25 protein-coding genes are annotated in these 23,976 nt (G+C 65.1%); 10 read left to right on the top strand and 15 right to left on the bottom strand.

The genetic code is table 11. From position 1 onward, the window contains the following. The first annotated feature begins 26 nt into the window (after nt 1-26). From exbB to QSV46_RS30035, 3 genes are read left to right on the top strand one after another with little or no spacing between them, the layout of a single operon-like run. Nucleotides 27-803, top strand: a complete 777-nt coding sequence (gene exbB, locus QSV46_RS30045; RefSeq protein ID WP_314960166.1) for a tonB-system energizer ExbB — start codon at nt 27-29, stop codon at nt 801-803. Nucleotides 804-806: 3 nt separating this feature from the next. Next, complete coding sequence (gene exbD / locus QSV46_RS30040) at nt 807-1,253, top strand: TonB system transport protein ExbD (protein WP_314960165.1); 447 nt, start codon at nt 807-809, stop codon at nt 1,251-1,253. Then, nucleotides 1,253-2,083 carry an energy transducer TonB gene (locus tag QSV46_RS30035; RefSeq protein ID WP_314960163.1) on the top strand — a complete coding sequence of 277 codons (831 nt, stop codon included), beginning with the start codon at nt 1,253-1,255 and terminating at the stop codon, nt 2,081-2,083. The genes exbD and QSV46_RS30035 overlap by 1 nt, the downstream gene beginning before the upstream one ends. Nucleotides 2,084-2,215: 132 nt before the next feature. Here QSV46_RS30035 and QSV46_RS30030 read toward each other — a convergent pair whose 3' ends face one another. From QSV46_RS30030 to QSV46_RS30010, 5 genes are all read right to left on the bottom strand, one after another. Continuing rightward, nucleotides 2,216-3,571, bottom strand: coding sequence for an esterase-like activity of phytase family protein (locus QSV46_RS30030; RefSeq protein WP_314960161.1), 1,356 nt, complete (start codon nt 3,569-3,571; stop codon nt 2,216-2,218). Nucleotides 3,572-4,036: 465 nt separating this feature from the next. Next, the gene (locus QSV46_RS30025; protein WP_409997220.1) at nt 4,037-4,933 is read right to left on the bottom strand and encodes a carbohydrate ABC transporter permease; all 897 of its coding nucleotides are present in this window, start codon (nt 4,931-4,933) and stop codon (nt 4,037-4,039) included. Beyond that, a complete protein-coding gene (locus QSV46_RS30020; protein ID WP_314960159.1) occupies nt 4,926-5,882 on the bottom strand; it encodes a sugar ABC transporter permease in 957 nt (318 codons plus the stop codon). Before QSV46_RS30020 ends, QSV46_RS30025 begins: the two co-directional genes overlap by 8 nt. A 133-nt stretch (nt 5,883-6,015) precedes the next feature. Further along, nucleotides 6,016-7,359, bottom strand: coding sequence for an ABC transporter substrate-binding protein (locus QSV46_RS30015; RefSeq protein WP_314960156.1), 1,344 nt, complete (start codon nt 7,357-7,359; stop codon nt 6,016-6,018). 98 nt (nt 7,360-7,457) lie between these two features. Further along, nucleotides 7,458-8,501, bottom strand: a complete 1,044-nt coding sequence (locus QSV46_RS30010) for a C-terminal binding protein (protein WP_314960154.1) — start codon at nt 8,499-8,501, stop codon at nt 7,458-7,460. Nucleotides 8,502-8,751: 250 nt separating this feature from the next. Between QSV46_RS30010 and QSV46_RS30005 the strand changes: the two genes are divergently transcribed. Then, on the top strand, nt 8,752-10,437 hold the full coding sequence (locus QSV46_RS30005; RefSeq protein ID WP_314960152.1) for a methyl-accepting chemotaxis protein: 1,686 nt from the start codon (nt 8,752-8,754) through the stop codon (nt 10,435-10,437). Between the two features lie 120 nt (nt 10,438-10,557). On the opposite strand, the gene QSV46_RS30000 is transcribed toward QSV46_RS30005, so the two are convergent. Beyond that, nucleotides 10,558-11,535, bottom strand: coding sequence for a tripartite tricarboxylate transporter substrate binding protein (locus QSV46_RS30000; RefSeq protein WP_314960150.1), 978 nt, complete (start codon nt 11,533-11,535; stop codon nt 10,558-10,560). 230 nt (nt 11,536-11,765) lie between these two features. Then, the gene (locus QSV46_RS29995) at nt 11,766-12,701 is read right to left on the bottom strand and encodes a DMT family transporter (protein ID WP_314960148.1); all 936 of its coding nucleotides are present in this window, start codon (nt 12,699-12,701) and stop codon (nt 11,766-11,768) included. A 105-nt stretch (nt 12,702-12,806) separates the two neighbouring features. On the opposite strand from QSV46_RS29995, the gene QSV46_RS29990 reads away from it, so the two are divergent. Continuing rightward, nucleotides 12,807-13,196 (top strand): DUF1330 domain-containing protein, encoded by a 390-nt coding sequence (locus tag QSV46_RS29990; protein WP_409997221.1) that lies wholly within the window; start codon nt 12,807-12,809, stop codon nt 13,194-13,196. Here QSV46_RS29990 and QSV46_RS29985 read toward each other — a convergent pair. Next, nucleotides 13,193-14,125, bottom strand: a complete 933-nt coding sequence (locus QSV46_RS29985; protein ID WP_314960145.1) for a DMT family transporter — start codon at nt 14,123-14,125, stop codon at nt 13,193-13,195. The two genes, QSV46_RS29990 and QSV46_RS29985, sit on opposite strands and share 4 nt — an antisense overlap. A 423-nt stretch (nt 14,126-14,548) precedes the next feature. Here QSV46_RS29985 and QSV46_RS29980 point away from each other — a divergent pair, with 423 nt between their 5' ends. Together QSV46_RS29980 and QSV46_RS29975 are read left to right on the top strand one after the other, a co-directional pair. Next, nucleotides 14,549-15,841 carry an adenylosuccinate synthase gene (locus QSV46_RS29980; protein WP_314960144.1) on the top strand — a complete coding sequence of 431 codons (1,293 nt, stop codon included), beginning with the start codon at nt 14,549-14,551 and terminating at the stop codon, nt 15,839-15,841. A 37-nt stretch (nt 15,842-15,878) separates the two neighbouring features. Next, nucleotides 15,879-17,480: a hypothetical protein gene (locus QSV46_RS29975; protein ID WP_314960143.1), complete on the top strand. Its 1,602-nt coding sequence runs from the start codon at nt 15,879-15,881 to the stop codon at nt 17,478-17,480. A 125-nt stretch (nt 17,481-17,605) separates the two neighbouring features. Here the strand turns inward: QSV46_RS29975 and QSV46_RS29970 are convergent, their stop codons facing one another. The 3 genes from QSV46_RS29970 to QSV46_RS29960 all read right to left on the bottom strand — a co-directional run bounded on the left by QSV46_RS29970 (nt 17,606) and on the right by QSV46_RS29960 (nt 18,657). Further along, nucleotides 17,606-17,875 carry a hypothetical protein gene (locus tag QSV46_RS29970; RefSeq protein WP_314960141.1) on the bottom strand — a complete coding sequence of 90 codons (270 nt, stop codon included), beginning with the start codon at nt 17,873-17,875 and terminating at the stop codon, nt 17,606-17,608. Between the two features lie 256 nt (nt 17,876-18,131). Next, nucleotides 18,132-18,362 (bottom strand): hypothetical protein, encoded by a 231-nt coding sequence (locus QSV46_RS29965; RefSeq protein ID WP_314960139.1) that lies wholly within the window; start codon nt 18,360-18,362, stop codon nt 18,132-18,134. Nucleotides 18,363-18,414: 52 nt separating this feature from the next. Continuing rightward, on the bottom strand, nt 18,415-18,657 hold the full coding sequence (locus tag QSV46_RS29960; RefSeq protein WP_271567900.1) for a hypothetical protein: 243 nt from the start codon (nt 18,655-18,657) through the stop codon (nt 18,415-18,417). 143 nt (nt 18,658-18,800) lie between these two features. Between QSV46_RS29960 and QSV46_RS29955 the strand changes: the two genes are divergently transcribed. Next, the gene (locus QSV46_RS29955) at nt 18,801-19,232 is read left to right on the top strand and encodes a DUF5413 family protein (protein WP_314960135.1); all 432 of its coding nucleotides are present in this window, start codon (nt 18,801-18,803) and stop codon (nt 19,230-19,232) included. Nucleotides 19,233-19,292: 60 nt separating this feature from the next. After that, nucleotides 19,293-19,838, top strand: a complete 546-nt coding sequence (locus QSV46_RS29950; protein WP_314960132.1) for a DUF4112 domain-containing protein — start codon at nt 19,293-19,295, stop codon at nt 19,836-19,838. Nucleotides 19,839-19,931: 93 nt separating this feature from the next. Here QSV46_RS29950 and QSV46_RS29945 read toward each other — a convergent pair whose 3' ends face one another. The 4 genes from QSV46_RS29945 to msrA all read right to left on the bottom strand — a co-directional run bounded on the left by QSV46_RS29945 (nt 19,932) and on the right by msrA (nt 21,865). Beyond that, entirely contained in the window at nt 19,932-20,228 is a 297-nt protein-coding gene (locus QSV46_RS29945; RefSeq protein WP_314960130.1) for a hypothetical protein, read from the bottom strand. 212 nt (nt 20,229-20,440) lie between these two features. Beyond that, nucleotides 20,441-20,605, bottom strand: a complete 165-nt coding sequence (locus QSV46_RS29940) for a DUF3309 family protein (protein ID WP_314960128.1) — start codon at nt 20,603-20,605, stop codon at nt 20,441-20,443. A 105-nt stretch (nt 20,606-20,710) separates the two neighbouring features. Further along, nucleotides 20,711-21,130: a peptide-methionine (R)-S-oxide reductase MsrB gene (gene msrB, locus QSV46_RS29935; RefSeq protein ID WP_314960125.1), complete on the bottom strand. Its 420-nt coding sequence runs from the start codon at nt 21,128-21,130 to the stop codon at nt 20,711-20,713. A 24-nt stretch (nt 21,131-21,154) separates the two neighbouring features. After that, a complete protein-coding gene (gene msrA / locus QSV46_RS29930) occupies nt 21,155-21,865 on the bottom strand; it encodes a peptide-methionine (S)-S-oxide reductase MsrA (RefSeq protein WP_314960123.1) in 711 nt (236 codons plus the stop codon). A 246-nt stretch (nt 21,866-22,111) separates the two neighbouring features. On the opposite strand from msrA, the gene QSV46_RS29925 reads away from it, so the two are divergent. Further along, a complete protein-coding gene (locus QSV46_RS29925; RefSeq protein ID WP_314960121.1) occupies nt 22,112-23,797 on the top strand; it encodes a caspase family protein in 1,686 nt (561 codons plus the stop codon). Nucleotides 23,798-23,976 lie beyond the last annotated feature (179 nt).

Here is a 23,976-nt window from a genome sequence, read left to right as displayed (position 1 = left end):
TTCCTTCTATCTGTCGGGAGATCAGGATGCAGGGCAATGTTGGGCTTCGGCATGCGATCATGACAATCGCGCTGGCGCTCGCGCCGGCGCCGGCCTTCGCGATCGACGAGGCGCTGTTGCCGCGCAATCTGTCGCCCTGGGGCATGTTCCTCGGCGCCGACATCGTCGTGAAGACCGTGATGGTGGGACTCGCTGTCGCCTCGCTGGTGACGTGGACGGTGTGGCTCGCCAAGAGCATCGAACTGCGCCGCAAGGGCGCGCTTGCCTCGCAGCGGACGCGCGCGCTCGAGGGCAACATCAGGCTGGCCGAGGCGGCAGAGCGGGCGGGCGACGCACATGATGCCGTCGCCCAGCTCATCCAGTCCTGCGCCAAGGAGGCCGAGCTGTCCGGCGGCGTACTCGACGACGGTCTTCAGGAGCGCGTGGCGCTGCGGCTGGAGCGGGTCGAGGCGGCGATGTCGCGGCAGATCGCGCGCGGCACCGGCGTGCTCGCGACCATCGGAGCCACCGCTCCGTTCGTCGGCCTGTTCGGCACCGTCTGGGGCATCATGAACGCCTTCATCGGCATCTCCGAGAGCCACACCACGAGCCTTGCCGTGGTCGCGCCCGGCATCGCGGAGGCGCTGCTCGCCACCGCGCTCGGCCTCGTCGCCGCGATCCCGGCGGTGGTGATCTACAACCATCTCGTTCGCGGCATCGCCAATTACCGTGCGCTGCTCGGCGACGCCTCGGCACAGCTGATGTTGCTGGTGAGCCGCCAGCGCGACCACAGGGAATTCCGTCTCGCGCGGGCGGCGGAGTAGGCCATGGCCGCCAAACTCGGAGCACGTTCGGGATCGCCGCTCAAGCGCGGCGGCTCTGACGATCTCGACGTCACCCATGAGATCAACGTCACGCCGTTCATCGACGTGATGCTGGTGCTGCTGATCATCTTCATGGTGGCAGCGCCGCTCGCCACTGTCGATATCGGTGTCGAGCTGCCGGCGACCGCGGCCGAGCCGCAGCCGCGGCCGGACAAGCCGACCTTCGTGACGGTGAAGCCGGATCTCACCATTGCCGTCGGCGAGGACACGATGGCACGCGACGGTCTCGCCGCTGTGCTCGATGCCGTCACCAAGGGCCGCAAGGACGAGCGCATTTACCTGCGCGCCGACAAGGCCGTGAGCTACGGCGATCTGATGGAGGTGATGAACACCTTGCGCAACGCCGGCTACCTCAAGGTCGCCCTGGTCGGCCTCGACGGACGCAGCTGATGGCCGCGAACGCCTTTGCCCTGCACGAGCCGCTTCGGGAGCACGAAGCCGCGCGCTGGGGCGTATCGGCGGCGGTGATCGTGGCGTTGCATATCGCGGCCGCGCTGGTGGCGATGAATTGGCTCAGGTCGCAGCCGGAGCAGGGTGTCAGCCTGCCCGCGATCATGATCGACATGGCCCCGGTGACCTCCGCGCCGCAGTCGACGCCGCTCGATGTCGCGCCCGGACCGGTGATGGAGCAGGCGGATGCGTCGCCGCCCGGGCCGGTGCAGCAGCAGGTCGTCGAGGAGATGCTTCCGCCGACGCCGCCGCAGGAAAAGCCGGATGTGGTTGCGCCGCCGGAGCAGAAGCTCGAGCCGGTTCCGCCGAAGCGCGAGCCGCCGAAGATCGTGCCGGCGGAGAAGCCGGTGCCGGTAAAGCCCAGGGTGGTTCGCCCCGATGCAAGGAAGCCGTCGGATGCGCCGCCGGCGCCGCGCACCAGCGCGCCGCCGCGTGCGGAGCGCCAGGCCCCGCTCGCATCCGCCGTGAATGCCGGGTCGGTCGCTTCAACGATCGCGTCGTATAACCAGCGGGTCCGCGCACATCTGATGCGCTTCCACTCCTATCCATCCGGCGGCAACGGCGCGCGCGGCGTTGCAAGGCTGAGCTTCACCGTCAGCCGCAGCGGGCAGGTGACATCGAGCCGTCTTGGCGGCTCGTCCGGCGTTGCCGCCTTCGATGCCCAGGCCATGTCGATGGTCCGCCGGGCCTCGCCGTTTCCGCCGATCCCCGACGACATCAAGAACGGCGCGATGAGCTTCACGATCCCGGTGGAGTTTACGGTGCGATAAGCCATCCGCCGTCATGCCCCGGCTTGACCGGGGCATCCAGTACGCCGAGGCCGCGCTGTTCAATTACAAGCGTCTCGGCGTACTGGATCGCCCGGTCGAGCCGGGCGATGACCGTGTTGAGAGAGCTTCGCCCTATTTCGCCTTCAGGAAATCGGCGACTTCGAGCAGCATGAACTCGTCGTCATCGGCCTTGTTGGGATCGCGGCTGGACGAGAACGGCAGATTGTTGTCGTTGCCGACGATGATGTGGGTCTCGTCGACGCGGTCGACGTTCTCGATGGTGAAGAACGGGAAGGTGTAGACGCCGTCATTGAGCGGCTTCTTCGCCTTCTTGTCGGGGTCCTTGATCTTCATCAGGTCGATATAGCCGATCTTGCGCACGGGCTTGCCGACATTGGCGTCGGTGAGCTCGATCTTGTAGACGCGCTTGAACTTGGCAATGTCAGGAAAGCAGCTCTCGCCGCGGGTGCCTTGTGGGCAGGCCTTGTCAGCCGTGCCTTCGCCATTGTCGCGCTCGATGATGAGGCCGGAGGCCTGGTCGATCATGTTGAAGTCGCCGATGGCATTGCCGTTCTGCTCGAACACGTACTGCCAGTAGCGGCCGGTGAACTTCTTCGCGGCGACGTCGAATTCGAGGATGCGGGAAGCTTCCTTGCCATCGACCTTCTCCCAGTCCTTCTTGTCGGCATCCCACAGCGGGCCTTCGAGCAGGCCGTAGAGGAATTTGCCGTCCTTCGACGAGGCAAAACCCTCATAGCCCTTGGAGCGGCGCAGGTTGACGTTGGTGTAGGTCGCGCCCGGCGCGCCCGGTGTCGCCACGGCCCAATTGTCCGGCGAGCGCACCGGCTTGCCGTCGGCAACGGTCTCGAACACGCCGAGGATCTTGCCTGATTTGTCGGCCTTCAGGATGTAGGGGCCGAACTCGTCGCCGATCCAGAAGGTGTCGCCGATGATCTGGAAACCTTCGGTGTCGAAGTCCGAGCCGGTGAGGTAGCGCTTCTGGGTATCCTCATGCACGATCCGGAACGGCACCTTCCTGTCGGGATCATGCAGGAAGATGGTTTCCAGGCGTTCGATCTTGCCGCCGGCCCAATCCATCTTGTAGCGGTTGAGGTACAGCATCGAATCCGGCGAGTTGGCGCGCGCGCCCATGCCGTTGTCGGTGACGACCCAGAAGCTGCCATCGGGCATGGTCTTGATGCCGGAATGGCCCTGCAGCGGCTGGCCCTTGAACGGAAGCGACACGCCGGTCGGGCGCTCATAGGACTTTCCCATCACGGTGCCGAGCGCATCGACGCGCTTGCCGGTGGTGTACTTGCCGGATGTCTTGAGATCGGTGGGGGCGTCCGCCGGTGCGTCGATGAAGGTTTCGGCCGGCATTACCACGTGGCCGGCGAGCTTGGCCGGGAATTCGCCTTCGCTCTGCGCGAGCGCGGCGCTCGCGGTGAGAATGATCGTTGCGACGGTGCTGGGAAAAGTCGCGCGCATGGGCGTCTCCTGTTGACGGAGCCGTCTTATGCGGACCGCGTATTGCAGTTTTGTGAAGCCGGGCCAAAGGCCGCAGGCAAAGCTCGGCGCGATGCCCGGGCTTGGCTCACCTGCGGCTGCGCGTTATCCGCCGTAGCACGGTTTACCGGACATCTGCATTGCGCGGCTGCACCGGGGCAGACGACTGGCCGGTGTTTGTGCCTGCGGTTGCTTGCTGCTCTTTTTGGCTGCAGTCGAACTTGCAGTCGAGCTTGCGGTCTGAGCCTGCACGCTTGATGCGGCAGGGATGAGCAATAGTACAGCGACGACGATCAACGCCAATGTCTTCATTTCGAATACTCCAGAAAATCAGAAAACAATGCTCTGGAGCTTATGCAGGCGATCGTCGGGTGTAAAGACGTCGGACAACGCGATCCGGGCGCGCTTCGCGCAGCACCGTCGATCGTCTCGTATACCCGCTCTGGCTTACTCCTTTACCGCCCCGGTCAGCGACGACACGTAGTAATCCACGAACAGCGAGTAGAAGATCGCAACCGGCAGCGAGCCGAGCAGCGATCCCGCCATCAGCGCGCCCCACTGATAGACGTCGCCGGTGACGAGCTCGGTCAGGATCGCGACCGGCACCGTCTTGTTGGCGCCGCTCTGGATGAAGGCGAGCGCGTAGATGAACTCGTTCCAGGACAGCGTGAAGGAGAAGATGCCGGCTGAGATCAGGCCGGGCACGGCGAGCGGCAGCGTGATGCGGCGCAGGATCTGGAGGCGCGTGGCGCCGTCGACCAGCGCGCATTCCTCCAGCTCGTAGGGGATCGACTTGAAATAGCCGATCAGCAGCCAGGTGCAGAACGGCACCAGGAAGGTCGGGTAGACCAGGATCAGGGCAAGCGGTGAGTCGAACAGGCCGAACTGCACGATCACGGTGGCGAGCGGGATGAACAGGATCGACGGCGGCACCAGATAGGCCATGTAGATGCCGAGGCCGACATAGGGACTGCCGCGGAAGCGCAGGCGTTCGATCGCGTAGGCCGCCAGCGTGCTCGCGATCAGCGACAGCGTGGTCGAGCCGACCGCGACGAGCATCGTGGTCCACAGCCAGCGCGGGTAGGCCGTATCGAACAGCAGGTGCTTGATGTGAGCGAGCGTCGGCGAGGAAATCCAGAACGGGTTGTGCTGTTTGAAATTCATCAGTTCCGCGTTCGGCTTGAATGACGTGATCGCCATCCAGTAGAACGGAAACAGCAGGATCAGCACGAAGCAGCCGAGCGGCAAATAGATCATCATCAGCCGCCGCAGCCCGGAATCCCAGGCCATGGTGTCGGGCGCCGCCTTCGCGTCGGCAGTGGCTTGCACGACCGTGTCAGTCATTGCTCTCTCCCTGCTGCCATTTGCGGCGCGCCAGGCCGAAATAGGAGAACAGCGTCGCGAACACCAGGAACGGGATCATCGACACCGCGATCGCGGCGCCTTCGCCGAGCTCGCCGCCGGCAATGCCGCGCTGGAAGGCGAGCGTTGCCAGCAAATGCGTCGAGTTGCCGGGGCCGCCGCGGGTGATGGCGTAGACGAGCTGGAAGTCGGTGAAGGTGAAGATGATGGAAAAGGTCATGACGATGGCGAGGATCGGCAGCATCATCGGGAAGGTGATGTAGCGGAAGCGCTGCCAGGCGCTGGCGCCGTCGAGCATCGCGGCCTCGTAGAGCGAAGGCGAGATGGTTTGCAGGCCCGCCAGCAGCGAGATCGCGACGAAGGGAATGCCGCGCCAGATGTTGGCGGCGATCAGCGAGAACCGCGCCGGCCAGGCCGAGCCGAGGAAATCGACATTGCTCGAGCGCCAATGCAGCACGTCGACCAGGAGGTAGGAGATGATCGAGAACTGCGGGTCGTAGATCCACCAGAACGCCAGCGCCGAGAGCACCGTCGGCACGATCCATGGCAGCAGGATGATCGCACGCAGCAGGCTCTTGAACGGAAAATGGTTGTTGAGCAGCAGCGCGAGCCAGAAGCCGAGCGCGAACTTCCCGAAGGTCGCGATCCCCGTGTAGACGACGCTGTAGAACACCGCGTTCCACCACAGGGGATCGGTGAGCAGGTACTGGAAGTTCTCGAGGCCGACATAGACGCCCTTGCGGCCGATCGTGGTGTCGGTGAAGGCGAGCCAGATGCCGAGGCCGAGCGGATAGGTCAGGAACACCGCGAGCAGCCCGATCGCGGGCGCAAGGCACATCACGATCAGGAACGGCTTGTAGTCGAACAGCCGTACCAGCCAGGACGGCTGCCGCTGTGCCAGTGCGAGAGGGGGAAGTGTGGTCACGGACATCAGTTTGTCGTCCTGTCTGCGAAAGTCACCGCACCGTCATTGCGAGGAGCGAAGCGACGAAGCAATCCAGACTGCAACTGCGGAGACAGACGCTGGATTGCTTCGCTTCGCTCGCAATGACGGCGCCTTTGTCTTACTTCTGCCTGCGGAAATACCGCTTGCAGCGCTGCTCGGCTTCTGCGGCCGCGGCTTCCGGCGTGGCAGCGCCGGTCGCAACGGACGCGAACATCTGGATCAGCACGTAGTCGGCGCTGACGGCACCGGTCGCCGTCGAGATCGGGCCCGCATAGCCGTCGTAATAGGTGGTGTTCATCGTATTCTTGAACAGCTGCACCTTGGGGTCCTGCGACCACACGGGGGCCTCGGCGTAAGCGGCCAGCGGCTGCGACCAGTAGCCGGAATTGGCGTTGAGCCAGGGCTCGTACTGGTCCTTTTCCAGCATGTATTGCAGGAAGGCCTTTGCGGCGTTGGGGTACTGGCTGTGCTTGAACAGCATGGCGTTCAGCGTCAGGCCCGCCATCGGCGAGACCTTGGCCATGCCCTTCGGCAGCAACTGATGCTCGCTGTCCTCGGCGATCGCCTTGGTCGCCGGATCGTTCTTCAGCGAGAAGTACAGCGAGACGCCGTTGGCGGTCAGCGCGATTTCCTGCGAGGAATAGGCGCGGTTGTTGCTGACGTCATTCCACGACGTCGTGCCGGCGATGAAGGTCGGGTAGATCTGCTTGACCCAGTTCAGCGCGGCGATCGTCTCCTTGCTGTTGATGACGACATTGCCCTCTTCATCGAGCAGGGCCGCATTGTGCGACCACAGCGCCCAATTCGCGAAGCCGTTGCCGTCGCCCTTGGCGTTACCGAGCGCGAAGCCGGCCGGCTTGCCGGCCTTTTGGAGCTTCTGACAGAGGTCGAGGATGCCGGCATGGTCTTCCGGCACCTTGTCGAAGCCGACCGATTGCAGGATCGACTTGCGGTAGATCAGGGGACCTGCGGTGGCGCCGAACGGCAGTCCGATCCAGGCGTCGCTCTTGTTCTTCTTGCCGTAACGCTGCGCCAGCGGCAGCCAGCCGCCATAGCGCTTGCCGACATAGTCGGCGACGTCGGTGAGCTCGATCAGCTTGTCGATATAGATGTGCGGTGCATCGGAGAAGCCGATGATGATGTCGGGGCCGGCGCCGGAATTGGCGGTGACCGCGGTCTGCTGGTTGATATCTTCCCAGCCGACAAAGTCGACCTTGACCTCGACGCCCATCTCCTTGGTGAACTTGGCCGCGTTGGCGCGGAACACGTCTTCGTCGGCCTGGACGAAGCGGACCGGCCGCAGCATGCGCAGGGTTGCGCCCTTTTCGATCGGCAGCTTGGGTGCGGGGACGTCGGCGGTCTTGATCGTGGATTGCGCATTCGCCGGGGCACCGGTCGCGGCAATTGCCGCAGCGGACAGGCCCAGCGCCAAGGCATCACGACGTGTGATGTCGTTCCTCATCAGTTCCTCCCTGTGATGTCTCCCTTCCCGGCGTTGATCGCCGGTGAAGGGTCGTTTCAGTCTCTTGCCGGTTTCCGGCGCGGTTTGCGGCCGGTCGCCTAGCTGTTCGGGCCGCGATCCATGCTGACGGGCTGCCAGCGGCGGAGCGCGGTGTCTTGCAGCACCGACGGATTGACGCAGCTTACCGGCCACATGCCCTGAAGCACCAGTGACAATTCGTAGCCCACCCGGCGCTTGCGCGCCTCGTCGAACCGTGCCGAGGCCGAGGCGACATGGGCGGTCAGGGTCACGTTCTCCATGCCGAGGATGGGATTGTTGTGCGACGGAGGTTCCGTCTCCAGCACGTCGAGGGCGGCGTGGGCGATCCAGCCCTCTTGCAGCGCCTTGATCAGGCTTTCCTCGTCGACCGTCGCACCACGGCCCGTGTTGATGAAGACGGAGCCCTTCTTCATCTGCCGGAAGTGCTTCTCGGTCAGCATGTGATGCACCTCGGGCCGGGCGGGGGCGTGCATCGACACGAAGTCGGACTGCGACAGCACCTCGTTCAGCGTCGCCGGGATCACGCCGTGATCGTACATCAGCGTTTCCTGGATGAAGGGATCGTAGGCCATCATGCGCAGGCCGAACGGCGCGGCGCGTTTCGCAACTGCGCGCGCGACGCGGCCGAACGAGATGAAGCCGAGCGTCTGGCCCATCAGCCGCGGGACCTTCAGCAGCGCCGGCCGGCCCTCGGCCCAGCGGCCGCTGCGCACCATCCTGTCCTGCTCGACCAGGCGACGGAAACCGGCCAGCAGCAGCATCATGGCGTGATCGGCGACCTCCTCGATGAAGGTGTCGGGGATGTTGGTGACGGGAATGCCGCGGGCGGTGGCGGCCTTCACGTCGACGCTGTCGACCCCGACCGAGCCGAGCGTGATCACCTTGCAGCTCTCCAGCGCGTCGATGATGGTCTTGGTGATCGGGATGCCCTTGGCGTAGATGGCGTCGGCGTTTTTCGCGGCGGCGATGAATTCGGCTTCGTTGGCGGGCGCTTCGATGATCTCGGCATCGATCGGATCGAGCGCCTCGCGCTCGTACGAATAGTCGCTGCCGGCGACCGTGAAGCTCGCGCCCTTCGGCGTCACCACCCTGTATTGCGGCATGTCCTGCTCCCGATTTGGTTTCTTGTTGTGACCCGCGTTCGCACGGGCCTTTGCGTCTTTTACGCGAAATCGATGCTGATGCGTACAATTCATGGTTGTTGCCGCGGCGATTTATGCAAGGGCTTCGACGGCTTCCCCGGGCTTTCTACGGGGCGTCCCGTAACAGGTTGCTAAGGGCTCCCCACTAAAAGTTGATTCGAGTTATTTCGATCTGGTCGCGTGCCCGTATCCCCATTGCCGGAGCCATCCCGTGAAATTGAGCAATCTGAAGATCGCCCCCAAGCTCGGCATTCTCGTCGGCGTCACCTTGTTCGGTCTTTGCATCTCCGGGGTTCTTGCCGGCTATCTGATGAAGCGCGAGATGGTGAATGCGCGCATCGAGCAGGCCAAATCGATCGTCGATCTCGGTCGCAACTACGCAGCTGCTCTGAAGAAGCGTGTCGATGCCGGCGAGATGACGAAGGATGCGGCGATGGCCGACATCCGTCGCTACGGCAACGCGATGACGTATGACAACGGTGCGGGCTATCTGTTCGGCACGTCCTATGACGGCATCACGCAGCTCGCGCCGGACCCGAAGCAGATCGGCAGCAACCGCATGGACGTCGTGACCAACGGCCGCAAGCTGTCGGCAGAGCTGATGGACGGCGTCAAGGCCAACGGTTCGATCCTGCTGTATTATGAATATGTGAAGCCCGGCCAGGAGAAGCCGATCCGCAAGATCGGCTATGCCGTGGCCGTTCCCGGCTTCGACATGTATCTCGGCACCGGCGCCTATCTCGACGACATCGACGCCAAGATGGGCCCGGTGTTCTGGCTGCTCGGCCTTGCCATGCTCGGCATCGTCATCGTGGCCGGCAGCGTTGCCTGGATGATCGGCCGCAGCATCAGCCGTCCGCTGGCGCTGCTCGGCACGCGCATGAAGGAGCTCGCCGACGGCAAGCTCGAGGGTGACATCCCCGGCGTCGGCCGCGGCGACGAGGTCGGCGCGATGGCTTCGACCGTGCAGATCTTCAAGGACAATGCGGTCCGCATCCGCGACCTCGAGAGGACCGAGGCCGATGCCAAGGAGCGCGCCGCGGCGGAACGTCGCAGCGCGATGGAGGGCATCGCCAGCGACTTCGAACGCAGCGTCAACGGCATCGTCCGCTCGGTCTCCGCGGCCGCGGCCGGCATGCAGACCACGGCACAGTCGATGACGGCAACCGCCAGCGACGCGTCTTCGCGCGCTGCGACTGTCGGCGCGGCGTCACAGCAGGCCTCCGGCAATGTCGGCACGGTCGCGGCCGCGGCCGAAGAGCTGTCGAGCTCGGTCGCCGAAATCTCCCGCCAGGTGACGCGCTCGACGGAAGTGGCAAGCCGCGCCGTCAGCGACGCCGAGCGCACCAACGCAACGGTGCAGGAACTCTCCACCGGCGCCGAGAAGATCGGCGAGGTGGTCAAGCTGATTCATTCGATCGCGGCGCAGACCAACCTGCTCGCCCTCAACGCCACCATTGAAGCTGCGCGCGCCGGCGAATCCGGTCGCGGCTTCGCCGTCGTCGCCTCCGAGGTCAAGGCGCTGGCCAACCAGACCGCCAAGGCGACCGAGGAAATCTCGGCCCAGGTCGCGGCGATGCAGACCTCGACCAGCGATGCGGTCGCTGCGATCGGCGGCATCACCCAGACGATTGCCGAGATGAGCGAGATCACGGCGGGCATCTCCGCCTCGATCGAGCAGCAGGGCGAAGCCACCCGCGAAATCGCGCGCAACATCCAGTCAGTCGCGGCCGGCTCGAGCGAGATCAACGCCAATATCGGCAGCGTCACCTCGGCCGCGGAAGCGACCGGCAATGCGGCCACCGACGTGCTGACCAACGCCCGCGAGCTGGACAGCCAGTCCGGCGCGCTGCGCAGCGCCGTCGACGGCTTCCTCGCCAAGGTCCGCGCGGCGTAAGGCTGCACGCACGAAATTCGTAGGGTGGGCAAAGACGGGCAAGCGTCGTGCCCACCTTTTGTTTTGGCGGCTCGTGATGATGGATGGTGGGCCCGCTACGCTTTGCCCACCCTTCGAGACCTACTGCTTCTCGATCTTCGCGTTCGTGATCAGCTTCTCCCACAGCACCAGCTGCTCGTTCACGAATTTGCCGAGCTCTTCCGGCGTGCCGGAGAAGGCGTCCATGCCGAGGGTGCCGAGCTGGGCCTTGATCTCCGGCTTCTCGACGATCTTCCGGATCTCGGCATTGAGCCGCGTCACGATTTCCTTCGGCATGCCGGCGGGGCCGAAATAGCCCTGCCACGAAGAGATGTCGAAGTCAGGCACGCCGGCCTCCTGCATCGAGGGCAGGTTCGGCACCAGCGGCGAGCGGTCCTTGGTGGTGACGGCGAGCGCGCGGAGCGCATTGCCGTTGACGTGGGGCAGGCCGGTCAGGATGTCCACGAACATCATCGAGACGCGTCCGCCCATGACGTCGTTGAGCGCCGGCGGCGAGCTCTTGTAGGGCACGTGCAGCAGGTCGAGCCCGGCATTGTGCGCGAAGGTCGCGCCCGACACGATCGCCGAGGACGAGCCCGAAGCGTAGCTCAGCTTGCCCGGATTGGCCTTGCCGTAGGCGACGAGCTCGCCGACGGTCTTGGCCGGTACTTCGGGGTGAATCACCAGCATGAAGGGCAGGTCACCGGTGCGGGCGATCGGGGTGAAGTCCTTGACGGGATCGTAGGTCAGGCTCTTGAGCAGATAGGGATTGGCCGAATGCGTGGTGTTGGTCGTGACCAGCAGCGTGTAGCCGTCGGGGGCGGCGCGCGCGACATAGGTCGCGGCGATCATGCCGTTGGCGCCGGCCTTGTTCTCGATCACGATGCCGACGCCGAGCGCCTGCGACAGATGCTGCGAGATCAGCCGCGTCGTCGTGTCGGTGCCGCTGCCGGCCGCGAACGGCAGCACCAGCGTGATGTTGCGGCTCGGCCAGGTATCGGCCTGTGCGGCGGTCGAGGCGGCGAGGCAGATCGCGGCCGCGCCGATTGTGCGCAGGTTTCGAATCAATGCTGAAAACATGTCTGGTCGTTCCCTCTTCTTGGTTGGCGGGGAACCTAGCTGCTCCGCATTGAAATCGGAAGACGGGAGTTTGTCGCGAGGTATCGTGCCTCGGACGCGGCGCAGCGCTTCTTCAGCGGTGCGCCGCAGAGCCGGGGCCCATGCTTGCGGTACACTGGGTCCCGGCTCTGCGCAGCGTCATTGCCGCAGCGCGTCCGGGACACGAGCGCGCACGCGTCCGCGCCGCGGAATTACTTTCCCGCAGACCCTTGGCGTGATGCGATCACGACGCCGGCCAGCACCAGCGCATAGCCGATCAGGTGGAACGGCTGCAGCTTTTCGCCAAGCAGCAGGATCGCCATTGCCGAGCCGAACACCGGCACCAGATGAAAGAACGGCGCAGCCCGATTCGGGCCGATCAGCGCCACGCCGCGGTTGAAGAAGAGATAGGCGAGCGTCGAGGGGAAGATCAGGATGTAGCCGAGGGTTGCCAGCGTCACCGGGTCGAATTGCATGATCCGGCCACTCCAGGCCTCCCAGATGGCCGCGGGCAGCAGCATCGTCGCGCCGCAGCAGGTGGTGAAGGAGAGAAAGGAGAGCTGGTGGATCTTCGGCCGGCGCGGGATGAAGGCGGAGTAGAGCCCGAACGCCACCAGCGAGGAGGCGAACATGATGTCGCCCCTGTTGAACGCGATGCTCGCGAGCGCTGCGAGATCGCCGCGCAGGATGATGATCAGCACGCCCGCCAGCGAGATCGCGATCCCGGCGAGTTGCGCAGCCGTCAGCCGCACGCCGAACAGCACCAGCGACCAAAGCGCCACGAACAACGGCCCGGCCGACTGGATCAGCAGCGCGTTCAGCGCTTCCGTGTATTGCATCGCCCAATAGGAGATCGCGTTGTTGAAGGCGAAGCCGACCAGCGACAGGAACAGCATCAGCGGCAGGCTTTTTCGTATGCCCGGCCAGTCGCGCTTGAGATGCGGCCACGCGAACGGCAACAGGATCAGGAATACGCCGTACCAGCGAATCGTGGTCACCGTCAGCGGCGGCACATGCGCGCCGACATGGCGCGCGAGCACGATGTTGCCGGCCCAGAACAGCGAGCTCAGGCTCAGCAGCAGATAAGGCTGGTTGTTGAGCCAGCTGGCCGGATTCGCGGCCTTTGGCGCGGGCGATGCAATCGTCATTGGCGTTGGATGCAAGCTTGTGCCGGATTGCCATGATGACACAAGCCACGCGGTCGCAATGCTACAATGCACGCATAACCTGAGGAGGCGTCATTGCCGGTCAATATGTTGAACATCGAGGGCCTGGAGCAGATCGACCGGCATGCGCCGGTCGTGATGCTGAACCTGATGCGCTTCCACATGCGCTCGCGCGACGGCGACGGGTCAGGATGGGACGCCTATTTGCGCTACAGCGCGATCACCGTGCCGATGATCAAGGCGCGCGGCGGCACGCTGCTGTGGACCGGCGAGGCCGAGGCGGTCGCGCTTGGTACACGTGACGGCAACGATTGGGATTTCGTCGCGCTGGTCTATTACCCGTCGGTCGCGGCCTTCCTCGACATGATGACGTCGGAGGCCTACGAGCGCGAGGCCGACCCGCATCGCGTCAACGCCTGCGCCGAGCACGTCATCATCGCGACGAGCGAGGCGTACAGCAAGTTCAAGGTTGCCTAACTCGCCTGCTTCCTCGACGCCACGAACACGCCCGAGAGCACCAGCGCGAAGCCGATGAAATGGAAGGCCTGCGGGTGCTCGCCCAGGAAGGCCATCGCCATGATCGAGCCGAACACCGGCACGACGTGGAAGAACGGCGCGGCGCGGTTGGCGCCGATCAGGCGGACGCCACGATTGAAGCAGAGATAGGCGAGCGTCGAGGGGAATACGGCGACATAGAACAAGGTGAGCAAATTCGGCCCGTCGAGCTTCATCACGGGCCGCGCGGACAATTCCCAGATCTCCAGCGGAATGAGGCAGGCGGCGCCGGCGCCGAAGGTGAAGGCGAGGAACGACAGGCCGTGCATCGGCGGCCGCTTCAGCGTCAACACCGAATACAGCGCGAAGAAGATCAGCGCGACGACGAAGATGAGGTCGCCCTTGTTGAAGTCGATGTTCGACAGCGTGGTGAAGTCGCCGTGCAGGAGAATTGTCAGCACGCCGCACATCGACAGCAGCACGCCGAAGGTCTGCGCGACCGTGAGCCGGACGCCGAGAATGGCCAGTGACCACAACGCCACGATCAGCGGCGCTGCCGACTGGAGCAGCAGCGTGTTGAGCGCCTGGGTATGCTCCAGCGCCCAGTATTGCAGCGTGTTGAAGGCGCCGATGCCGATGACCGACAGCACGATCATCAGGCCGAGCTTGCTGCGGATGGCGGGCCAGTCCCGGGCGAGATGCTTCCAGGCGAACGGCAGCACCAGCAGGAAGGCGAAGCTCCAGCGCAGGAACGACAGCGTGACCGGCGGGATGTGGCCGGCGGCGAGACGCCCGACAATGGCATTGCCGGCCCAGCACAGCGCGGTGATGCTGAGCAGCAGATAGGGCTGGTTGGCGAGCCAATTTTGGCCGGGCGATTCGGCGCTCGTGGTCTGGCCGGTGGCGGACATTGGGATTGCTGTGGCCCCGCGTCATGCGCCGAGCCCCGGCCCGGCGAGGTCCGGGCCGGCTCATAGCCCGGCGCTGTCCAAAGACACGGAAATCGAGGTTGCATCAACGGGGGGCGGACGCATCGCGACCATGCAGCGGCGGATGCAGCCTCTCACGCTTTGGTCGAAGCCATTGCGCTCGCTGCGACGGTTTCTGGATTTTCCGGGGATATCAAAGGGTTGGAGTGCCATCCGGGTCACCAAAAAGTCCCGTTCTTGCTTGCCTAGAGAGGCTGCTTCCTTTATCCGGTTGAGCTGCCTCGCGTGCGAACGGCCGTTGGCCGGGAATTGGGCTGGGCGCAGGCATGATCCCGGAAAAGTGGGTACCGGTTTTCCGTTTGGGTCATGCCGCTTACAGAGAAATCTTCGAAGGATTACCCGCGAATGGCCAATGTTGTCGTCGTCGGCGCCCAGTGGGGCGACGAAGGAAAGGGCAAGATCGTCGACTGGTTGTCGGAGCAGGCGGACATTGTCGTTCGCTTCCAGGGCGGTCATAACGCCGGCCACACGCTGGTCATCAACGGCAAGACCTACAAGCTCGCGCTGCTGCCCTCGGGCGTGCTGCGCGACCAGAAACTGTCGGTGATCGGCAACGGCGTGGTGTTCGATCCGCAGGCCTTCCTCGACGAGGTCACCAAGCTGCGGTCGCAGGGCGTCGCGGTCTCTCCGGATAATCTGCGGGTTGCCGAGAACGTCACCCTGATCCTGCCGCTGCACCGTGAGCTCGACGCGCATCGCGAATCCGCCAATGCGGCAACCGCGATCGGCACCACCCGCCGCGGTATTGGACCTGCCTATGAGGACAAGGTCGGCCGCCGCGCCATCCGCCTGATGGACCTCGCCGATCTCGACACCCTCCCGCACAAGATCGACCGGCTGCTGGCGCATCACAATGCGCTGCGCCGCGGCCTCAACCTGCCGGAGTTCGACGGCAAGGAGATCTTGAAGGAACTGAGCGCGCTGGCGCCGGAGCTGCTGCCCTACGCCGAGACGGTGTGGCGGCTGCTCGACATCAAGCGGCGCGAAGGCAAGCGCATGCTGTTCGAAGGCGCGCAAGGCGCGCTGCTCGACGTCGATCACGGCACCTATCCTTACGTCACCTCGTCCAACACGGTGGCGGCGCAGGCTGCGACCGGCACAGGCGTCGGGCCGGGCGCGGTCGGCTATGTGCTCGGCCTGTGCAAGGCCTACACGACCCGCGTCGGCCAAGGCCCGTTCCCGACCGAGCAGGACAACGAGATCGGCCGCAAGATCGGCGAGCGCGGCCGGGAATTCGGCACCAATACCGGCCGTCCGCGCCGCTGCGGCTGGTTCGACGCCGTGTTGGTTCGCCAGGCGGTCCGGACCTGCGGCATCAACGGCCTCGCGCTGACCAAGCTCGATATCCTCGACGGCTTCGATTCGATCGAGGTCTGCACCGGCTACAAGCTCGACGGCAAGGAGATCGACCACTTCCCGGCCGGCGAGGGCGCCCAGGCCCGGGTCGAGCCGATTTACGAGACCATCGAGGGCTGGAAGGAGCCGACCGCCAACGCCCGCTCCTGGGCCCAGCTGCCGGCCCAGGCCATCAAATATGTTCGCCGGATCGAGGAATTGGTGGGGTGCCCGGTCGCATTGCTTTCCACCAGCCCCGAACGCGAGGATACTATCCTGGTACAAAATCCGTTTGAGGCTTAACGATCTCTTACCGGGACGTGCGTATAGTTGAGTTGAAATGGCTGATTACTATCCGCTGATCGCCCGCGCTATTGCCGCCCTGGATCCCAACGCTCCCGGCGAAAGCCGTCGCGCGCTCTATGAGCGGGCGCGCACGGCGCTGATCGCGCAGCTCCGCAGCGTTCAGCCGCCGCTTTCCGAATCCGAGATCACCCGCGAACGGCTGTCGCTGGAAGAGGCCGTCCGCAAGGTCGAATCGGAGGCCGCCCAGCGGGCCCGCGAGGCCTCGCGCCCCGGTGGCGGCGGCCGCAGCTCCGGCAGCGGCGATGCCTTCCGCCGGGCCAGCAGCCGTGCCGCCGAGGGTGGTCCGCCCCCCTCTCAACCGGCGGCTCCGCGCACCCGTCCGCCGCCGCCGCCGCCGCGCGCCGACCGCCCGTCCTTCAACGTCGATGACCAGGGCGACGCCCCGCGTCCGCCGCGCGCTCCCCGTTTCGACGCCCCGCGCCAGCCGGGACCGCCTGCTCCGCCGCCGGAGCCGCCGGTGCCTGCCTCGTCCGGACGTGACCGCCAGGGCGGTCGCCGTCCGCCGGACGTCGGTCCGCCGCCGCCTCTGCCGCCGGCACCGGGCGTGCGCGGTTTTCGCGACATCACCGCCGACGTCAACGATCTCGGCGGTGCCGCCGCGCAGGCGAGCCGCGCCGCGCGCCGCACTTACGCCAACGTGCCCTCGCCCTCGCCGGAGTTCGACCGGTTGGAGCCGAGCCTGGAAAATCGCGCCGGCGAGCAGGACGCGCCCTATTCCTACGACGAGTCGATCGAGGAGGCCGAGCGCTACGCGCCGCCGTCGCCGCGCCCGCGCATCGCGCCCGAAGCCAAGAAGCGCGCCCGCACCGGCTCGGTCTTCCCGTTCAAGAGCGCGATCGCCGTCGGCATCGTGCTGATCTTGGTCGGCGCCGGCATTCTCTGGGGCAAACAGCTGGTCCAGATCGCGAGCGGCCTGATCAAGTCCTCGCCCACCCAGGTGGTGGAAGCCCCGAAGGATCCATCGCAGCCGCAGAGCAAGCCGAAGATTCCGGATCGCGTCGGCCAGCCTTCGGCCAGCGACCAGCCGGTCGCGCCGGTGGCCCAGAAGGTCGTGCTCTATGACGAGGATCCGTCCGATCCGAAGGGCAAGCAATATGTCGGCTCGGTGGTGTGGCGGCTCGAGCCGATCAAGGCGTCGGGCAACCAGAAGGCCGACGTCGCCGTGCGCGCCGACATCGAGATCCCCGACCGCAAGTTCAAGATGACGATGTCGTTCCGCCGCAATACCGACTCCTCGCTGCCGGCGAGCCACACGGCGGAATTGACCTTCATCCTGCCGCCGGATTTTCCGGGCGGCAGCGTCTCCAACGTGCCGGGCATCCTGATGAAGTCGAACGAGCAGGCGCGCGGCACCCCGCTCGCCGGCCTCGCGGTCAAGGTCACCGACGGCTTCTTCCTGGTCGGCCTCTCCAACGTCGACGCCGATCGCAGCCGCAACGTCCAGCTCCTGAAGGAGCGCTCGTGGTTCGACGTGCCGCTGGTCTACGCCAACCAGCGCCGCGCCATCATCGCCATCGAGAAGGGCGCCCCCGGCGAGCGCGCCTTCAACGACGCCTTCGCGCAGTGGGGCGATTAGGGCACTCTGTCATTCCGGGGCGACGCGTAGAGGCGAGCCCGGAATCCATTTTCCTACATCACGCGTTGCGCGATGGATTCCGGGCTCGCGCTTCGCGCGCCCCGGAATGACGTCGTGGATGCTCCTTACTGCGCCGCCGCCTCCCGCTTGCGCGATGCTGCGGCGTGCTCGCGGGCCATCACGGCGCGGCAGCCTGGGCTGACCTGCGCCTTGTTCCGCACCATGCAGGCGGTGATGCGCGGAATGTCGGGGATTTCACTGGAGCACAGCCGCATCGCGTCGCCCGAGCACATCTGCTGTGCCTCGGACGAAAAGGCGAGGCCGGGCGATGTCTGGAGTGCGACGGCGGTCATTGCGAAAGCGAAGAGCGAAGCGATGGTCTTGATGCGTGTCATGCGGAATGCGTCCCCGAGTTCCGTGGATTGAACCACTTGGTTTTGGGGCGCCGCACGCGGCTTGATCTGCCGCATGTCACAGCCTTCACGCCGGGAACTTCGTCCCGCATGTGGTCGCTCGATCTCTCGTGATGTGCGAATCGAAAAGTGCTGCGCCGCCCGAGCGAATTATGCGCCATTGTCACGACGCTGCAATGGGAGGCGCGAAGGAATTCGCAGATGTTGCCCGCGCGTCACGCCAAAGCGACGTGTCGCATCAAGCGAGACGGTAGAACGCCGCATCCGTCTGCTCGGCCTCGGTGTCGCCGAGCGCGGCGGCGTGTTCCTCGACGGCGGTGACACCTTTTGCCGTGAGCTCGAACAGATCGCCGTCCTTCGTCACGTAGCCGTCGGCGATCAGTTGTCCCATCATGCCCTGCCGGTCGTCGGCGAAGGCAACGGATTGGCTGATGTCCCTGAGGATAGAGAGCTGCTCGTCGCGCAACATGGCTTCACTCTCCCTTTTGCCGGGCAGTGTCTGCCAGGCGTGCTTCCGATCCTCACATGCCGTGGCTCGCGAACACCTTGCTGCATGATTTCGACAGCTTGGCGCGGTTGGCTTGCAGGCAGCCCTGCACCGCACTGTCGTTGCCGAGATCCTTGCGGCACAACCGCGAGGCATCCCGCGAGCAGGCGTTCTGCTCCTGCGGCGTGCCCATGTGGCCTTGTGCGAGAGCGGGCGCGCTCGAGAGGCCGCCCAGGGTTGCCAGCGTGATCGTCGCCAGAAGAAATTTACGGGACATAGGCGGCTCCAGTCGACGGGGTGAATTTCAGGTCCTGTCTGAACTCGTCGCCTTGCCACTTGTTCCTTCGTGGAGCAGCTGGCCCCCGCTGTTCAAAGTTCCCGCGGCGCTGCTATAACCGGAACGACGTGTGAGGGTGTTTGATGAAACGCTATCTGGTGTTTGCGCTGGTCGGGCCGTTCGTCGGCGGATTCCTGCTGCTGCTGACGACGACCTATCAGTCCGGCTATTGGGCCCAGACCAATCTCGGTGAGGTCGGCAAGCTGTTCGCAGTGTTCTTCAAGTCGCTGCAATACAGCTATCTGTTCGGTTTCCTGCCGGCGCTGATGATCGGCGCGGTCGACGACATCCTGATCCATATCAGGCGGATCGGCCCGGTGCTGCGGATGCTGCTGGTCGGCCTGTTCGCCTTCGTGCTGGCCTCGCTGACCTACAGCTCGCGCGGGCCGGATTCAGGCGCGGTGCAGTTCATCCTGTACGGCCTCGTCGGGTTCGTGCCGGCCGTGATTTCGTCCTGGCTCGTGCATAGATATGTCGAGGAGCCGCCGCCGGCGGCCGCAGCGACGACGAGCTGAGGGCGCGGCGTTCGGGCGCGGCCAGCAACCTCCGCCGCGCTGGTGCGTTCTTAGGAGGCCATGACCGTGTCCGACGACGACATCCTTACTCCGCGACGATCCCGTTCGGGAAGCGGCTCGCGCGCGAATTCTTCGCGCACCGAGGCGCGCGGACCGATCATCGATCAGGACGGCCGCGAGATCCGCCCGGAAACGCTGGATCAGGGCTTTCAGCAGTTTCGCTTCGAGTTCGGCAAGGACAATCCCTTTGCCGGCAATCTGACCCGGGAGCAGAGGATTGCGCGCATCGAGGCGATCGCAAAGCTGCTCGACGTCGCGTTCGTCCTGCCCGGAACCAACATCCGCTACGGCATCGACGGGCTGATCGGGCTGATCCCCGTCGTCGGCGACATCATCACCACCGCGATCTCGCTGTGGCTGGTGCGCGAGGCGCGCGCGCTGGGCGCGCCCTGGTATCTCACCACCCGCATGCTCGGCAACGTCGCGCTCGACGGCGTCGTGGGCATCGTGCCGTTCGCGGGCGACGCCTTCGACGTCATGTTCCGCGCCAATATGCGCAACGTGCGCCTGCTCCGCCGCTGGCTCGACAAGCAGCCGCGGATCTGAGTTCGCGAAAACGCAGAAAGCGCGACGACCTTTCGGCCATCGCGCTTTCTGCGCACCTCGGAGGCTTACGTAAAGGAGGCTTGGCGAAAAAGCTTACGCCGCGTCGGCGTCGGCCTCGGCGGCGGCCGGCTCGGGCTTGCGGTGGCGCGGTAGCGGGAAGGCCTCGCTCTCATAGAGCGAGCGGATGCCGTTCTGGTCGAAGCGCGCTTCCTCGACCTGGAGATAGGCGCCGTTCAGCGAATCCGTCGGCAACTGCTCCATCGCGAACTGCACGGCTTCGGCCGCGGTGCCGAACCGGCGATAGGTGAACCCTGCGCGCTTCTTCTTGCGGATCGCAGCGGGGAAGAGCTCGGCGGAGGTGTTGAAGTTGAACGGACGCAGTGGACGCATGGTCAAAGACCTCGTGATCTTGTCTGGGGCTTTAAGCGCGTGGGGTTTGGGAAGGCGGGGGCCACGATCGGGTTGGCCCGCCGCACATCATTTTCGCCCTCTAATATAAGCCGATTTGACAAAATTGCGACCCCCGCGATGGGAGATGATGAATCCGTGCATGGCAGCCCCGCAGATGCGAAAAACGACGTACTTTCAATGCGTTGAATGGTTTAAAGCTTGCCAAGAAGCAGCAGGACGATCAGCACCACCAGTACGCGGCCGCCAATCCCCATGCCGGAATGGCCCATGCCGTAGCCGTAGCCGCCGATCCGTCCGGACACGCCGCCCAGCAAATAGATGATCACCAGGATGATCAGGACGGTCCCAAGAGCCATGGCATCCTCCCTGGCGGCCGCCGGACCATATGCATCGGCCGCACTGCCAGACGAGAAAAGCACATTGCGGCGCCGGGTTCCATGACGGAACCCGGCGCCGCAATGTTATTTGGGCTCGAGCTTCAGGGCCGCCGAGTTGATGCAGTAGCGCAGGCCGGTCGGCCCGGGTCCGTCGGGAAAGACGTGGCCGAGATGGCCGCTGCACTTGGAGCAGAGCACCTCGGTGCGGATCATGCCGTGGCTGGCATCGTGCTCCTCGTCGATATGGCTCTCGGCGGCGGGCTGGGTGAAGCTCGGCCAGCCGCAGCCGGAATCGAACTTGGCATCGGACTCGAACAGCACATTGCCGCAGCCGGCGCAGACATAAGTGCCGGCGCGGTGGTCGTGCTCATATTCGCCGGAGAAGGGACGCTCGGTCGCCTTCTCGCGCAGCACGGCGTACTGCATCGGCGACAATTCGCGGCGCCACTGCTCCTCGCTCTTGATGACCTTGTCGTCCGTGGTTTTCGTTTTGGTGTCGGGCATGGGTCTCCCGTTCGTTTGGTGATGTCAGTTGGTGGCCTTGCTGGCACTGACCAGCGTCGGCTTCTCGATATAGTTATCCGCGAACAGTTTCTTCAGGTTCTCGACCTTCGGAATGTCGTTATAGGCGATGTAGGGCTGGTTCGGGTGCAGCGTCAGGTAATCCTGATGGTACGCTTCCGCCGGGTAGAACGCCTCGAGCGCGCCGACCTTGGTCACGATCGGCTTGCTGAACACCTTGGCGCCGTTGAGCTGGGCGATATAGGCCTCCGCCACCTTCTTCTGCTCGTCGGAGGTGGTGAAGATCGCCGAGCGATATTGCGTGCCGGTGTCGGGACCCTGGCGGTTGAGCTGGGTCGGGTCGTGCGCGACCGAGAAGTAGATCTGGAGGATCTTGCCGTAGGAGATCTTCTTCGGGTCGTACTTGATCTCGACCGCCTCCGCGTGGCCGGTCCGGCCGCTCGACACCATCTGGTAGTCGGCGGTCGCCTTGGTGCCGCCGGCATAGCCGGACACCGCGTTGACGACGCCGGCGGTGTGCTGGAACACGCCCTGCACGCCCCAGAAGCAGCCGCCGGCGATCACGGCGGTCTGGATGCCCGTGGCGGGCGCCACGTCCGCGGCGGGAGCGGGGATCACGACAGCGTCCTCGGCGGCCCGGGACGGCATGGCGAAGGCCAGCGCCAGAGCGGTGGTTGCGGCAGCGGCGAGCAGGGACAGGATGGCGGGTCGGCGCATGGCGGATCCTCTTTCGGAAGGACTGACAGTCTAGAGTGGCCGGGGCAGGGCGACCAGCCCGACCGGCCGCGTTTTCGCGTCATCCGAGATACGGGCGCAGGCAGTGATTGTTACGGTCGGACGGACACGAGTCTGTGAAAAATGGCCTCGGAAAGCTCGGGCTTGGCGAAGCCGGGAACTCCGCGCTAGATGAACCGGCGCGACCGGTGATCGGCATAAAAATGTGGCTGGAGCTGACCTGACAACATGCTGCGCGTCGTTTCCCTGACCCTCGCCATCGTCATCTCAGGCGCCGCGATGGCCGCGGCCGAGCCACAGGCCGGAGACGACCTTGGCGTCTGTCGCGACCGCCAGGCGGAGTTGCTGGCTCGCGCGACCGCCTGCGACAACCTGCTCAATGCCGACCGGCTCACCGGCAAGGACAAGGCCATCGCGCTCTCCGTGCGCGGCAACACGCTGATCAACAAGCGCGACTACGTTCACGCGATCGAAACCCTGTCCATGGCCGTCGACCTCGATCCCGACTTTGCCATTGCGCTCAACCTGCGCGGCCTCGCCTATGAGCGCACGGGCAAGGACGATCTCGCGATGGCCGACTACAACCTCGCGCTCCAGAAGCGGCCGACCTACGGTGTCCCCTACAACAACCGTGGCGTCATCCAGCTCCGCAGGGGAGCGCCGCAAAGCGCGCTCGACGATTTCAACCTGTCGATCAAATACACGCCCAAATTCCTGCTCGGCTGGACCAACCGTGCCCGCGTGCGCACGCTGACCAAGGATTATGGCGGCGCGCTCGCCGATTTCGCGGAGGCCGAGAAGATCGATCCGGCCGCGCCGCAGATCGCGAGCAATCGCTGCATCACCTGGGGCCTGATGGGCAAGTTCGACCAAGCCTTTGCCGATTGCAACGGCCTGATCGAGAGGCAGCCGAAAAACGTGTACGCGATCAACAACCGCGCCGACGTCTACATGCTGAAGGGCGATCTCGACGCCGCGCTGAAGGACTACAATACGGCCATCCAGATCAACCCGAACAATGTGCGCGCCCATTCCGGCCGCGGCCAGATCTACGAGCGCCGGAAAGATCTCGCCCAGGCCCGCGCCGACTACCGTGCGGCGGCCTATTCGCTGACGCCGTTCGACGAGTTCGACGTCGCGCGCGCCCGCGCCATCGCGCAGGAGCGGCTCGCCGCCCTGACGCCGCAAGCGCCGGCCGGCCCCTCCGGGCGACGCGTCGCGCTCGTGGTCGGCAACGGCGCCTACAAGAACGTGCAAGCCTTGCCCAATCCGCCGCGCGACGCGAAACTGATTGCAGGCGTGCTGCGCGATGTCGGTTTCCAGACCGTGATCTCCGCCAGTGACCTCGCCCGCGACAAGTTCTTCGAGGCGTTGCAGACATTTGCCGCCGAGGCGGAGAAGGCGGATTGGGCGGTGGTCTACTACGCCGGGCATGGTTTCGAGATCGGCGGCGTGAACTATCTCGTTCCCGTCGATGCCAAGCTTGCCGCCGACAAGGACGCCGAGACCCAGGCGGTTGCGCTCGAGCAGGTGATCGCCGCCGTCGGCGCCGCGCGAAAGGTGCGCCTGGTCATTCTGGATGCGTGCCGCGACAATCCGTTTGCGCCGACCATGCAGCGCACGCTGTCGCTCAAGCTGGTCGACAAGGGCTTTTCCAACATCGAGCCCGGTGCCGGCTTCATGGTGGTCTACGCCGCCAAGCACGGCGAGACCGCGATGGACGGCGACGGCGGCGCCGACAGCCCCTTTGCCACCGCGCTTGCCCGCGAGATCAAGGTGCCGAAAGTCGAGATCCGAAAACTGTTCGACATCGTCCGCGACGACGTCTGGTCCGCCACAAAACGCGAGCAGCAGCCGTTCACCTACGGCTCACCGCCGGGACGCGAGGATTTTTATTTTGTCGCGGGGAAGTGAGGTTGCGTGGGGGGCCGATTGCGCCCCCTCATAACCGGTGTCGTCCCCGCGAAGGCGGGGACCCATACCCACAGCGAGGAGTGTAGGGCAAAGCTCCCACTCCGAGCCTTCGCAAAACATCTTCCTTTGGGTATGGGTCCCGGATCTGCGCTTCGCTTGTCCGGGACGACGAGTGGTGG

The sequence above is a fragment of the Bradyrhizobium cosmicum genome, from assembly GCF_032290525.1.
GTDB lineage: Bacteria > Pseudomonadota > Alphaproteobacteria > Rhizobiales > Xanthobacteraceae > Bradyrhizobium > Bradyrhizobium cosmicum_A.
This window is presented reverse-complemented; position numbering and strand designations above follow the sequence as displayed.

What these genes read in the sequence shown, in the direction of transcription:
- QSV46_RS29975 (WP_314960143.1), top strand. Translation starts at nt 15,879, where the DNA reads ATGGCTGATTACTATCCGCTGATCGCCCGCGCTATTGCCGCCCTGGAT.
- exbB (WP_314960166.1), top strand. Translation starts at nt 27, where the DNA reads ATGCAGGGCAATGTTGGGCTTCGGCATGCGATCATGACAATCGCGCTG.
- QSV46_RS29945 (WP_314960130.1), bottom strand. Translation starts at nt 20,228, where the DNA reads ATGCGTCCACTGCGTCCGTTCAACTTCAACACCTCCGCCGAGCTCTTC.
- QSV46_RS29965 (WP_314960139.1), bottom strand. Translation starts at nt 18,362, where the DNA reads ATGTTGCGCGACGAGCAGCTCTCTATCCTCAGGGACATCAGCCAATCC.
- QSV46_RS30025 (WP_409997220.1), bottom strand. Translation starts at nt 4,933, where the DNA reads ATGACTGACACGGTCGTGCAAGCCACTGCCGACGCGAAGGCGGCGCCC.
- QSV46_RS29925 (WP_314960121.1), top strand. Translation starts at nt 22,112, where the DNA reads ATGCTGCGCGTCGTTTCCCTGACCCTCGCCATCGTCATCTCAGGCGCC.
- QSV46_RS30030 (WP_314960161.1), bottom strand. Translation starts at nt 3,571, where the DNA reads ATGCGCGCGACTTTTCCCAGCACCGTCGCAACGATCATTCTCACCGCG.
- QSV46_RS29955 (WP_314960135.1), top strand. Translation starts at nt 18,801, where the DNA reads ATGAAACGCTATCTGGTGTTTGCGCTGGTCGGGCCGTTCGTCGGCGGA.
- QSV46_RS29940 (WP_314960128.1), bottom strand. Translation starts at nt 20,605, where the DNA reads ATGGCTCTTGGGACCGTCCTGATCATCCTGGTGATCATCTATTTGCTG.
- msrB (WP_314960125.1), bottom strand. Translation starts at nt 21,130, where the DNA reads ATGCCCGACACCAAAACGAAAACCACGGACGACAAGGTCATCAAGAGC.
- QSV46_RS30000 (WP_314960150.1), bottom strand. Translation starts at nt 11,535, where the DNA reads ATGTTTTCAGCATTGATTCGAAACCTGCGCACAATCGGCGCGGCCGCG.
- QSV46_RS29995 (WP_314960148.1), bottom strand. Translation starts at nt 12,701, where the DNA reads ATGACGATTGCATCGCCCGCGCCAAAGGCCGCGAATCCGGCCAGCTGG.
- QSV46_RS29985 (WP_314960145.1), bottom strand. Translation starts at nt 14,125, where the DNA reads ATGTCCGCCACCGGCCAGACCACGAGCGCCGAATCGCCCGGCCAAAAT.
- QSV46_RS29950 (WP_314960132.1), top strand. Translation starts at nt 19,293, where the DNA reads ATGACCGTGTCCGACGACGACATCCTTACTCCGCGACGATCCCGTTCG.
- QSV46_RS29960 (WP_271567900.1), bottom strand. Translation starts at nt 18,657, where the DNA reads ATGTCCCGTAAATTTCTTCTGGCGACGATCACGCTGGCAACCCTGGGC.
- QSV46_RS29970 (WP_314960141.1), bottom strand. Translation starts at nt 17,875, where the DNA reads ATGACACGCATCAAGACCATCGCTTCGCTCTTCGCTTTCGCAATGACC.
- QSV46_RS29980 (WP_314960144.1), top strand. Translation starts at nt 14,549, where the DNA reads ATGGCCAATGTTGTCGTCGTCGGCGCCCAGTGGGGCGACGAAGGAAAG.
- QSV46_RS30020 (WP_314960159.1), bottom strand. Translation starts at nt 5,882, where the DNA reads ATGTCCGTGACCACACTTCCCCCTCTCGCACTGGCACAGCGGCAGCCG.
- QSV46_RS29990 (WP_409997221.1), top strand. Translation starts at nt 12,807, where the DNA reads ATGTTGAACATCGAGGGCCTGGAGCAGATCGACCGGCATGCGCCGGTC.
- QSV46_RS30035 (WP_314960163.1), top strand. Translation starts at nt 1,253, where the DNA reads ATGGCCGCGAACGCCTTTGCCCTGCACGAGCCGCTTCGGGAGCACGAA.
- exbD (WP_314960165.1), top strand. Translation starts at nt 807, where the DNA reads ATGGCCGCCAAACTCGGAGCACGTTCGGGATCGCCGCTCAAGCGCGGC.
- QSV46_RS30010 (WP_314960154.1), bottom strand. Translation starts at nt 8,501, where the DNA reads ATGCCGCAATACAGGGTGGTGACGCCGAAGGGCGCGAGCTTCACGGTC.
- QSV46_RS30015 (WP_314960156.1), bottom strand. Translation starts at nt 7,359, where the DNA reads ATGAGGAACGACATCACACGTCGTGATGCCTTGGCGCTGGGCCTGTCC.
- msrA (WP_314960123.1), bottom strand. Translation starts at nt 21,865, where the DNA reads ATGCGCCGACCCGCCATCCTGTCCCTGCTCGCCGCTGCCGCAACCACC.